Source organism: Prevotella lacticifex (genome assembly GCF_019973375.1).
GTDB lineage: Bacteria > Bacteroidota > Bacteroidia > Bacteroidales > Bacteroidaceae > Prevotella > Prevotella lacticifex.
In genome coordinates this window covers 2,087,333-2,099,656 of record NZ_BPTV01000001.1, presented here as the reverse complement: position 1 = coordinate 2,099,656, position 12,324 = coordinate 2,087,333, and the positions used below count along the sequence as shown (strand labels likewise).

Sequence of the window (12,324 nt, the reverse complement as noted above, 5' to 3'; positions counted from 1 at the left end):
TTTTTTCTTGTCCGTGCCATTTCTTTGTTGTAATTTTGTTGGGATAAAAATAAATTTCCCATTGAGTATCAACGAATAACAATAAGATAACGTATATGAAGCAATTGTTGTTTATCATCATTTCCGTTCTCTTCCCCTCACTGGCCTTTGCGCAGAGTTACGGCCAGCTGTGGAAGAGTGTCGGCGACGCCCAGGCCAAGGACTTGCCCCAGACCGAGATTTCGGCTCTCGACAAGATTGTGGCCAAGGCCAGCCGTGAGGGCAACTACGGTCAGCTCCTTGCCGCCGGCATGCGTCGCAGCTCCTGTCGTGTGACGGTCAGCCCCGACTCGCTGCAAGCTGAGATTCAGCGACTTTCGTCGGCTGCCGCAGCCACGTCGTCGCCCGTCCTGCGCTCAGTCTATTACGCCATCCTCGGCGATATCTACCGCGCCAACTACAGTCTTGGTGCCGACCGCCAACGCCTTCAGCGCGACTATTGGGCTAAGGCCATGGCCAATCCCGATGCCCTTGCCGCCGTCAAGGCCGGAACCTACGAGCCGTTGGTGACGGCTATGACACAGGTGTCGGGCTACGACAGCAAGTATTTTAACGACGACCTCCTCCATGTCGTCGGCATCCTCACCGACAACAGCCCGCTGCTTGAGCGTTACTATAAGGCCCACGGCAACAGGGCTGCCGCTTGTCTGTCGGCTCTGCTGTCGGCCACCGCCACGGGCAGGACTGACCGTGAGTCGATAGCCGCCCTCGACAGCGTCATTGCCGAGTATGGCGACGTCGATGTCTGCGCCGAGGCTGCTGTCCGCCGTTATTCGCTCATGCCCGAATCGACGAACGCCGATGCCGGAGCGAAATACGACTATGGTCAGACGGTCATCAGCCGGTGGCCGTCGTGGAAGAATATCAACACCGTTCGCAACGGCCAGCGTCAGCTCCTGCGCGCTGAGTTTCAGACCCTTGGCGGCTCACGGACAACCATTCCCGCTAAAGCCTCGACGTTGCGGTTCTCCTCGCGCAACATCAGTAAACTCACCCTCACCCTCACCCGTCTCAACACCGACGGGGCCACACAACTCGATGCCTCCAGCGATGCCGGACTGAAGAAGGTCCTCGCCATGGCCATTCCCTCCACGGCCGTAACCGTCGAGAAGTCAATAACTTTCGCCCATGGCTACGAGACCACTTCCGACAGCATCAGTGTTCCCGCCCTTCCCGTGGGAGTGTGGCTCATGAAGTTCACTTTCGGCTGCGACGCATCGACCCCCACACCCCACGCCGTATACCGTATATATAATGTAAGCAATGTGGCCTTCGTCAGCGAGAGCCTCCCCGGGGGCAAGACGCGGTTTGTCGTTGTCGATGCTACCACCGGTCAGCCCCTTGCTGGAGCCCACATCCGCGTCACCGAGAACCGTCATTATGGACAGAAGGGCACCGTCAGCAATCTCACTACAGACCGCAAGGGCGAAGTCATTTTCGCACGCAAGGAGAATGGCGGCATGAACGTGTGGGCCTATACCGATGCCGATAAGGCCGCACCCTCCACGGGCATCTACTCCGACTACTACAATTCGAGCACCCCGATGGCCACGGAGCGCATGTCGATGTTCACCGACCGCAGCCTCTACCGCCCCGGACAAACCGTCCACACCGCAGCCATCGTCTATCGTCAGGACGATGCCACGCGCCACCGCAGTGCTGCTGCCGACCGCCGTGTGACGTTCACCCTCCGCGACGCCAACTATAAGGAGGTGGCCACAACCACCGCCACCACCGACCGCTTCGGTACCGCTTCGACCGATTTTGCGCTGCCAGCCGCCGGTCTCACGGGCCAGTTCTCCGTCACGGCTCAAACCGCTGATGCCTCGGAATCAGTCTATTTCAACGTAGAGGAATATAAGCGCCCCACCTTCGAGGTGACTTTCGACGATTATACCGGGGCCTACACCGCCGGCGACACGATTACCGTCAGCGGCCGTGCCCGCACCTATTCGGGTGTGGCTGTGCAGAATGCTGATGTCGCTTACACCGTTGTGCGCCGTAATGTGTGGTGGTGGCGGTGGGTGTCCGGAACCTCCGACGGCACAACGCTCGCCCAGGGAACAGTCAGAACCGGTGCCGACGGCAGTTTCAGTCTGCGCGTGCCTGTGGTTCTCCCCGATGCCGACGCTGCCCTGATGAAAGAAGGCCGCCGTCTATACCATTATTATAATATATCCGTTGGAGCCAAGGTCACCGACGCGGGCGGTGAGAGCCACGAGGGCGAAATGACCCTTCCGCTCGGCACCAACGCCACGGTTCTCACCTGCGACCTGCCCGACAAGATTCTCATCGACTCGCTCTCCACTGTCACCTTCCGCCGCGTCAATATGGCTGGAAAGGAGATTCCCGGCGACGTGATGTGGCGTGTCGACGAACCGTCGCACGCTGCCGCCACCGCCAAGTGGCTCCCGGCCAAGGCCAATACGGCCGTGGCCATCGGTGCTAAGAACGGATGGAAAGCAGTGTCGGGGGCCTACGTGCTCACGGCTGTCTGCGGCACCGACACCCTGCGCAAGCCGTTCGTCGTATTCTCCGCCACCGACAAGCGTCCCGTCGTCACCACCCACGACTGGTTCTGGCAGAGTGCCGCGAAGTTTCCCGCCGACGGATCGCCCGTCAGTGTGCAGTTTGGCTCCAGCGACGACCGCCAGCATGTTGTCTACACGATTCTCTCAGCCCGCAACGAAATCATTGAGCAGGGAGCCATCGACCAGAGTAACGCCCTCACTACTCGCAAGTTAACGTATAAAGAGAGTTATGGCGACGGCCTCGTGATGAACGTTGCGTGGGTTCGTGATGGCATCACCTACATCCACAGAGCTGAAATCGTACGCCCCGACGTCGACAACCGTCTGCGTCTGTCGTGGAAGACGTTCCGCAACCGGCTGCTCCCCGGACAGAAAGAGGAGTGGACGCTCACCGTGCTCGCCCCTGCCGGTGGCCGGAAGGCTGAGCCACGTCCCGCCAACGCCCAGCTCATGGCCACGCTCTACGACAAGAGTCTTGACCAGCTGCTGAAACACGAATGGAGCTTTGAGCCCAGCTACAGCCAGTCGCTGCCGTCGGCTGAGTGGCTCGGTGTCTCGCGGCCCACTCTCTACGCCAATTCTTACGCCAATATCAGTCTTCTGAAGGACAGCCCTTTGTCGTTCCGCTCCATCGACGACTCTTATTATGCCGGTCTCAGCGACGGATGGCTGACATCGCCCGGTCGCAACTACAGGCTGACGCGGAGCAACATGCTCATGGGGACTGCTGCGGGGATGAAAGTCCGGATGAAGGTCAACGACTTTGCCGCGGCCGAACCGGCGCTTATGGAGGTGGCTGTCGTAAGAAAGAAAGAGGCTGCCGACGACGACGCCACAGACAAAAAGGATGTGAATATCCGTGAGAATCTCAACGCCACGGCCTTCTTCTATCCGCGTCTTACCACCGATAGCGAGGGTAATATCACGATGAAATTCACCCTCCCTGAGGCTGTCACCACTTGGCGTTTCATGGGTCTGGCCCACGATACCGACGTCAACTACGGCATGATAACAGCCGATGTCGTGGCTGCAAAGACCGTCATGGTGGAACCCAACGCACCGCGCTTCGTGCGTGTCGGCGACAAGACGCAGCTCAGTGCCCGCATCTCCAACACCTCCGACCACGGTGTCAGCGGCACAGCCACAATGGAACTCCTCGATGCCGCCACCGAGAAGGTGATCACCACCGAGCGACAGCAGTTCAGCGTCGACTCCGGCAGTACGGCTACAGCCTTCTTTGCCATTCCCGTCGACAAGTGTCCGGCAGTGGCCGACGGTGGCATGCTCATCGTCAGGGTGACGGCCGAGGGCGACGGATTTGCCGATGGCGAGCAGCAGTATCTCGCCGTTGTACCTAATCGTGAGCCGGTTGTCAACACCTATCCATTCACTCAGGTGGGACCGTCGACAACGAATATCCCCCTCAGCAGTCTGTTTCCTAAGGCTGCCGACAACGTAAGGGTAAAGCTCGAATACACCAACAACCCCGCGTGGCTCATGGTTCAGGCCCTTCCTTATGTTGCCAACGCCAACGACAAGGATGCGGTGTCGCTCTCGACGGCTTACTTCGCCAACAGCATTTCGCGGATGATTATTGGCTCAAACGCTCATATAAAAAATGTGTTCAGTCAGTGGCGCATGGCGGCAGCCAATGGTGGCTCGTCGCTCGAGAGCAGTCTGAAGCTCAACGACGACCTTAAGGCACTCGGTCTGGAATCGACACCATGGCTGAAAGCCTCCGACGACGATGCAGCGCGCAAGCGTGCGCTCGCGGCTTACTTCGATGAGAATAGTCTCGACAACAGTCTTGCCACCATCAAGGGTGAGCTCCGCAATCTGATTAATCCCGACGGCTCCTTCTCGTGGTGGCCGGGAATGTACGGCTCCTTCCCGATGACGGTGGCCGTGGCCAAGACTCTCGTCCGTCTCGATGCCATCACCGCTGTTGCGGGCCGTGGCGGTGACGGTCGGGAGAGTGCTGCGGCCCTACTCAACGACCGTAGCCGCGGAGCCACAGTGTGGTCGTTCCTCGACAAGAAAGCCGCCAAGGAGGTGGCCCAGATGCAGCGTCTCGATGCAAAGAAGATTGTGGTGTGGCCGTCGGATGCCCTCTGCGACTATGTTTACGCCTCTGCACTGGCTCATCGCCGGACCACTGCCGACATCCGTTATATCGTCGACAAACTCGCCAAGCAGCCGCGCGCACTTACCATCTACGGCAAAGCCAACGCCGCCGTCATCCTCGCGATGTACGGCCGCAACAAGACTGCCGACGAATACCTGCGCAGCATCAGCGAATACTCAGTCTATAAGGAACCTGTGGGCCGCTATTTCGACACACGGAAAGCAGCCTACAGCTGGTTCGACTATAAGATTCCTACTCAGACGGCAGCTATCGAGGCTTGGCTCCGCCTTCGCCCTAACGATACGGCAACGATAGCTGAGATGCGCCGTTGGCTCCTGCAGGAGAAGCGCACCCAGACGTGGGAGTCGCCGTTGGCATCGGCTAATGCTATTTACGCCTTCATGGCTCCCGTCGGAACAGAGGGATCGCTGTCGGCATCGGCAGCCGCAACCCTTGCCACGGCCGCGGCTCCGAGGGTCAGCGTAGGTGGAAAGGCCATCGCCCTGCCACAGGGTGAGGCAGGAACGGGCTACGTTATGAAGGACATAAGCACTGAGGCCACAGCTTCGGCAGCCGGTTCTGTCGACATCAGCAAGACCTCGGCAGGTGTCAGCTGGGGTGCTGTCTACGCACAGTTCCTACAGCCCGCAGCCGAAATAGGCACCCTCTCGAGTGGCATCAGCGTCAAGCGGGAGATCGTTGCCGCCGATGGAAAGCCGGCATCGCAGCTGAAAGTCGGCGACAGGGTGAGGGTTCGCATAACCGTAAAGGCCGACCGCGACTACGACTTCGTTGAGATTGTCGATAAGCGGGCTGCTTGTCTCGAGCCCGTTGCCCAGCTCTCGGGCTACAGGGACGGATGCTACGTCGCTCCGCGCGCGAGCTCCACGGCTTTCTTCTTCGACCGGATGGCAAAGGGAACGCATGTCGTTGAGTTCGACTACTTCATCGACCGCGCCGGCGACTACACTTCCGGGTCATGCACGGCGCAGTGTGCTTATGCCCCGGAGTTCATCGGACGGCAGGGAGGCAGCGCCGTGAGCGTCAGCCGAAAGTAATGTTCCGGCTATTGTAGACAGTCTGTGCTTGCACCTGCGGACGGTGCGGAAGACAGTAGAGATATTTCATCCAATCTTCAATTCACTGCCGTTTCCGTAATCTATTGAAAACCAACACGTTGCCAATACATGCCATTTCGCGTTGCGATTTGGTCCATATTGGAGTTCGAAACGGGCCGTTTCACACGCTGAAACGGCCCGTTTTGCATCTCTATGGCTGTCCACGGCCGATGATGATGCGCCGACATCCGAGGTCAGGACACTGCTGCCGGACGATGGACCTCGCATCGACTGCTGACCGCCGGGACGATTTCCGCCCCGGTATGTCGTTGTCAGTCAATCGATGACATATATCAAGGTCAGATGGAAACGATGCTTAAATGCTGTTAAAAGAGTCATATAATGTTTTGTATATGAAAAATAACATATAACTTTGCGCTGAAAACTTGATTTACTGTATCGGTTTCCTAAAAGGAACATAGTAGGTTACAAACCGGTCATAAAAGGGAGGAGATATGCTTGAGAAAGAACTTAGAAAATCATCATTTTCCAAAAAACTAAAATATTAATGAAACAAACGAACGTCAAACCAGCTGACGGAAAGCTGGGAATTATGGTTGTGGGTTGTGGCGCAGTAGCTACTACCTTCATGACCGGTGTGCTCATGGCACGCAAGGGTCTGGCCAAGCCTATTGGCTCGATGACCCAGTACGACAAGATCCGCGTGGGCCGCGGAAGTGAGAAGAAATATCTTCATTATAAGGACATTGTGCCCTTGGCCGACCTCAACGACATTGTCTTCGGCACATGGGATGTATATCCTCAGAATGCTTATCAGGCCGCTGTCTACGCTGAGGTGCTCAAGGCTAAGGACATTGAGCCCGTGCGCGATGAGCTCGAGGCTATCAAACCGCTGAAGGCTGCCTTCGACCGCAACTACGCTAAGCGTCTTGACGGTGATAACGTCAAGAACTGCAAGACCCGCTGGGAGATGGTTGAGGCCCTCCGGGAGGACATCCGCAACTTCAAGAAGGAGAACGGCTGTGCACGTGTGGTGGTCATCTGGGCTGCCTCGACGGAGATTTACGTTCCATACAACGAACAGTACCACGGCACCCTCGCCGCACTGGAGAAGGCCATGAAGGACGACGACCGCGAGCATGTGGCCCCGTCGATGTGCTATGCTTACGCAGCTCTCACCGAGGGCGCTCCTTTCATTATGGGTGCTCCTAATACTACCGTCGACATTCCAGCAATGTGGGAGTTGGCTGAAAAGACGAAGATGCCTATCGCCGGCAAGGACTTCAAGACGGGACAGACCCTCGTCAAGAGCGGTTTCGCGCCCATACTGAAGGTGCGCAACCTCGGTCTGGCGGGATGGTTCTCGACGAACATCCTCGGCAACCGCGACGGTCTCGTCCTCGACGAACCGGCAAACTTCCATACCAAGGAGGTGTCGAAGCTATCGACTCTCGAGACAATCCTGAGAAAGGAGGACCAGCCCGACCTCTACGGAAATATCTACCACAAGGTGCGTATCAACTATTATCCACCGCGCAACGATAATAAGGAGGGATGGGACAATCTCGACATATTCGGCTGGATGGGCTATCCGATGCAGATAAAGATAAACTTCCTCTGTCGCGACTCCATCCTCGCAGCACCTCTTCTGCTCGACCTCACGCTGCTCATGGACCTTGCTGCACGCGCCGGACGCTACGGTATACAGCGCTTCCTGAGCTTCTTCCTCAAGAGTCCGATGCACGACTATACCAAGGGCGAGGAGGCTGTAAACAACCTTTTCGACCAGTACGTCATGCTCAAGAACGCTATCCGCGAGATGGGAGGTTATGAGGCTGACGAAGAAATCGACTGACAACAATAGCCCCATTGACATGAAGGAGAAACAAAATCATATTTCTGGCGAGGCGATTTTCAAGGCTTCGATGTTCGTCGTCGGACTTGTGTCCATCGTCGTGATGGTATTCTCCTTCGATGTCAGCTGGGAAAAGTTGTCCGACATAATCTTCAAGACATGGTGGTTGCCCGCAGCCGTACTGACGATGTGGGCACCATTGTATCTTATGAGTGCCTATGCGTGGCTGACAATCCTTCGTGGTCAGGGTCCGTGCAATGTCGGTCTGGCTACTATTTACAAGTGGACGGTAACGGGGTTCGCTCTTAACAGTCTCACCCCGATGGGGCTCCTCGGCAGCGAGCCTTACAAGATAGTGGAGCTCAAGGAACGGGTTGGCACTCAGCGTGCTACCTCGTCGGTGCTGCTCCACAGCATGACGCACATCTACACCCACTTCTGGTTCTGGCTGACGGCAGTGGCTGTCTATCTGGTCTTAGCTGTCCTGGGATTGGCAAAGATTGACGCAGCACTGGCTGTGGTTCTCGTCTTCGGGGCGATATTCAGCTATGGAGGCGTTTACATATTTAAAAAAGGCTACCGCAACGGCTTTGTCATGAAGATGCTCCGCGGCATCGGCCGTCTGCCGGGGCTCCACCGCTGGTCGCAGAGGATGGAGGATAAATATGGTGAGGCCATTGGCAATATCGACAAGCAGATAAGCCAGCTCCGCCAACAGAACAAGAGCGTATTCAGAAAGAGTTTCACCATTGAGTATGTTGGCCGCATCCTTCAGAGTTTGGAGGTGTTCTTCATCCTTTTGTCGCTCGGGGTTGTGCCGCTGACGGGATTTGCCGATGGACTGGTGCTCTTCATTCAGAGTTTCCTGATTCTGGCTTTCACGTCGCTTTTTGCCAATATTCTTGGTTTCATTCCCATGCAGCTCGGAACCCGTGAGGGCGGATATGCCATGGCTGTCACGGTGTTTGGTCTGACTACGGGCATTGGCATGACCGTGAGCATCGTCTGTCGGCTGAGAGAAATAATATGGGATGCGATAGGAGTATTGTTGATGAGAATAAAAGGATAAACACTATTATATAGTAAAACTATGTCACTAAGGGAAAAGGTTGCTAAGACTTTCAAATCGGAGGATACTGAGGAGTGGCTCGACAAGGTGTGGACGCGCCCTGTGGGTTATCTCTTCGCCGTGTTTTTTAAGAAGCTACACGTCCATCCTAATGGTGTGACCGTGCTGTCGATGATTATCGGTGCCGCTTCGGCATGGTTCTTTGCCAGTGGCAGTTACCGCTATTGTGGACTCCATGGTCTGAAGATGAACATCATTGCCGTTGTGATGCTTGCAGTGGCCGACTTCCTCGACAGTGCCGACGGTCAGCTGGCACGGATGACAAACCAGAAAACTCGGTTGGGTCGGATCCTCGACGGTGCGGCCAGCGAGGTGTGGTTCATACCTATTTATTTAGCTCTCGTGGTGAGATTCTACTACCATCATTCAGTCGAATTCGGGTGGTTTGATATTGCCGACAACAACGGTAACACGCTGTTCTTCACTGGGTTGCTGCTCCTGCTGTGTCTCTTCTCCGGTTTCGTATGCCATAGCGGACAGTGCGGCATAGCCGATTACTACCGGCAGATTCATCTCTTTGTGGTGAACGGAAAGGATGGCAGCGAACTCGACACGTCGAAGAAGCAGCGCGGGATATACGATTCCACGCCGTGGAAGGGCAATGTGCTCTGGAAGGCTTTCCTCAAGACGTATGTCGGATATACTGCCCGACAAGAGCGGCTGACACCGAACTTCCAGATTCTCAGGGAGAAGGTTAACCGCAGGTACGGAAGTATGGCAGCCGTTCCCGACGATATCAAGCAGGAGTTTCGCAAGCGGTCGCTGCCACTGATGAAGATAGCTAACATCCTGACATTCAATGTCCGCGCCATGGTGATGTATGCACTGTGTCTGTTGGATTTGCCATGGGCTTACTTCTTGTTCGAGACCATAATCATGACAGGGTTGGCTGAATGGATGATTCGTCGCCATGAGAGCCTCTGCGCGGATATTCTGAAACGGATATAATTATTAATTTGCATCCCTCTGATTATGGGATTGCTATTCAGTGATAACAAATTGTATGAAAAGAATTATTTTACTTGTCTTGCTAACCATTGCCTTTATTCCGGTCTGGGCGCAGGCTACGGGCAAGGTAACAGATAAGAGTGATGGATTGGGGGTCCCCTATGCCAACATCTATCTGAAGGATATTAAGATGAATGTCAGCTGCGATGCTGAGGGAAATTTCACATTGCCTAAGAATCCGGGAAAGAAGATGATTATCAGCAGTGTGGGATACGAGAAGCGTACTATCGACATCCCTGCGGATTCTTATTTCGAGGTCACCCTGAAGTCGCAGGAAACTGGTCTTCAGGGGGTTACCGTTAAGGGACGTCGGGCTCGCTACCGTAAGAAGGACAATCCCGCAGTGGCTCTTATGCGGAGGGTTATAGAACACAAGAAAACCTCGCATCTTGAGCTCTTGCCGTTCTATGAATTCACTAAGTATCAGAAGATTACGCTCTCGCAGGATAATGTCGACACGATCAAGCATAAGCGGAAACCGTGGTATATAGAGCATATTGAGAAGTCGCCTATCGACTCCTCACGGCTAATCCTGCCGCTGACGGTTGACGAAACGGTCACGAAGCACATCTACAGGAAGTCGCCGCACCGCGAACTCGACATCCTCGACGGACAGCGGTCGGCTGGAGTGAACAAGATTTTCCAGACCGGTGAGATGGTGAACGTCATGCTCAAGGAAATTTTCCAGGATGTCAACATTTACGACGACTACGTTAGGGTGCTGCAATATCCGTTTCCGAGTCCTATCGGCCGGACCGCTATCTCGTTCTATCACTTCTATATCCAGGACTCTGTCGTCTACAAGGGCGACTCGTGCTGGCAGGTTCTGTTCTATCCGGCCAACCAACAGGACTTCGGATTCAAGGGACAGCTGCTCATCACCAAGGACAGTGCCGTCCAGGTGAAGTACTGTGAGCTGGTCATTCCTAAGAAGAGTGATGTCAACTTTGTTGATAATATGAATGTCGTTCAGTCGTTTGCCAAACTCCCCAATGGCATGTGGGTCCTCGACCGCGACGAGATGACGGCCGAGATGAAACTGTTGGCCTTTGCGCCAAAGCTCGTCGTCACACGAAAGACGACCATCGGCGACTATACCTTTACTGACGAGAACCCACCGCGGCTGCTGCGCGGCAGGGCACCAACAAAGGAGATGCCGAGCGCGCGGATCCGTGGCGATGAATACTGGGAAACGGCGCGGACGATGCCGTTGACGAAAGGCGAGAGCAATATGGACTACTTCGTCTATCGTCTCACCAAGAGCAAGAATTTCGGATGGGCACAGCTCGTATTGAAAATGTTCGCCGAGAACTTCGTCGAGACCAGCAAACCCGGCCATCGCAGTAAGTTCGATGTGGGACCGGTGAACACTATTGTGTCGCATAACTTCGTCGACGGCTACCGTCTGCGGCTTAGCGGCAGGACGATGGCGGCTCTCAATCCCCACTTCTTCCTCAAGGGATTCGGGGCCTACGGTACCGACAGCCATAAGTGGTACTACGGAACGGAGCTCACATGGTCGTTCAACAAGAAGGAGAACTCGCCCTTCGAGTTCCCCGTGCGCTCGCTGACGCTCTATGACACCTACGATCTCATGTCGCCGTCGGACAAGTATCTGCTCAACAATAAGGACAATATCTTCGAGTCGTTCCGCACCCAGAGCGTCCGTCAGATGTACTACTATTCCAGCCATAAGCTCGAGTTCAACTACGAGACGGAATGGGGTCTGAGCTACAAGGCATCGGTTAACATCGAGAACGACCGTCCTACGGGCGACCTGCACTTCATTCCCGTTGCCGGCATTCCAGACGCACAAGGGAATATTCCGGAGGTGACGAGGATACATACGTCGGAGTTCAGCGCCACCATCGGATACTGCCCCAACCAGTCGTATATCAATACGAAGCAACGCCGCTATCCTACCAACTTCGACAGTCCGGAGTTCTCGATAACCCACACAATGGGTGTGAAAGGATTCCTCGGCGGCGACTACAACTCGAACATGACTGAGGTGAGTGCTTACAAGCGTCAGTGGCTCGGCAGCTGGGGATACATCAATATGCATGTCATAGGGCGTGCGCAGTGGAACAAGGTGCCATTCCCGTTGCTGTGCATGCCGCCGGTGAGCCTTAACTACTTCACTGATGTCAACGATGTGACGTTCAACCTCATGCGGAATATGGAGTTCCTCAACGACAGATATGTCTACTGGAGTGCGCTGTGGGACCTCAACGGAAAGTTGTTCAACCGCATTCCGTTGATAAAGAAACTGAAGTGGCGTGAGTTTATCGGCGTGAAGGGAATGTGGGGTCACCTTACCGACAAGAACAACCCGACTCTCCACCCCGACGATCCGGTCCTCTTCCAGCTCCCGGCCAGCTCGCATATCATGTCGAACCAGCCTTACTGGGAAGGGATAGTGGGAGTACACAACATCTTTAAGTTCTTCGGTGTCGACTATGTCCGCCGTTTGACTTACAAGAATCTGCCCGATGTCGACAAGTGGGGCATCAGGTTTAATTTCATGATGACATTCTAAAAGCGATTATAAGTATAGT

General features: G+C 55.2%; 5 protein-coding genes. All 5 read left to right on the top strand.

The genetic code is table 11. The annotated features are described in order from the left end of the window. Window positions 1–95: 95 nt before the first annotated feature. Window positions 96–5,753 carry an alpha-2-macroglobulin family protein gene (locus LDN30_RS08305; RefSeq protein ID WP_223929218.1) on the top strand — a complete coding sequence of 1,886 codons (5,658 nt, stop codon included), beginning with the start codon at window positions 96–98 and terminating at the stop codon, window positions 5,751–5,753. A 568-nt stretch (window positions 5,754–6,321) separates the two neighbouring features. Further along, window positions 6,322–7,629: an inositol-3-phosphate synthase gene (locus LDN30_RS08300; RefSeq protein WP_223926230.1), complete on the top strand. Its 1,308-nt coding sequence runs from the start codon at window positions 6,322–6,324 to the stop codon at window positions 7,627–7,629. Continuing rightward, window positions 7,604–8,698: a lysylphosphatidylglycerol synthase transmembrane domain-containing protein gene (locus LDN30_RS08295; protein ID WP_223929217.1), complete on the top strand. Its 1,095-nt coding sequence runs from the start codon at window positions 7,604–7,606 to the stop codon at window positions 8,696–8,698. The genes LDN30_RS08300 and LDN30_RS08295 overlap by 26 nt, the downstream gene beginning before the upstream one ends. A 21-nt stretch (window positions 8,699–8,719) precedes the next feature. Continuing rightward, entirely contained in the window at window positions 8,720–9,706 is a 987-nt protein-coding gene (locus LDN30_RS08290) for a CDP-alcohol phosphatidyltransferase family protein (RefSeq protein ID WP_223929216.1), read from the top strand. Window positions 9,707–9,761: 55 nt separating this feature from the next. After that, window positions 9,762–12,305, top strand: a complete 2,544-nt coding sequence (locus tag LDN30_RS08285; protein WP_223929215.1) for a DUF5686 and carboxypeptidase-like regulatory domain-containing protein — start codon at window positions 9,762–9,764, stop codon at window positions 12,303–12,305. The last annotated feature ends 19 nt before the right edge of the window (window positions 12,306–12,324 follow it).

What these genes read in the sequence shown, in the direction of transcription:
- LDN30_RS08285 (WP_223929215.1), top strand. Translation starts at nt 9,762, where the DNA reads ATGAAAAGAATTATTTTACTTGTCTTGCTAACCATTGCCTTTATTCCG.
- LDN30_RS08300 (WP_223926230.1), top strand. Translation starts at nt 6,322, where the DNA reads ATGAAACAAACGAACGTCAAACCAGCTGACGGAAAGCTGGGAATTATG.
- LDN30_RS08295 (WP_223929217.1), top strand. Translation starts at nt 7,604, where the DNA reads ATGAGGCTGACGAAGAAATCGACTGACAACAATAGCCCCATTGACATG.
- LDN30_RS08290 (WP_223929216.1), top strand. Translation starts at nt 8,720, where the DNA reads ATGTCACTAAGGGAAAAGGTTGCTAAGACTTTCAAATCGGAGGATACT.
- LDN30_RS08305 (WP_223929218.1), top strand. Translation starts at nt 96, where the DNA reads ATGAAGCAATTGTTGTTTATCATCATTTCCGTTCTCTTCCCCTCACTG.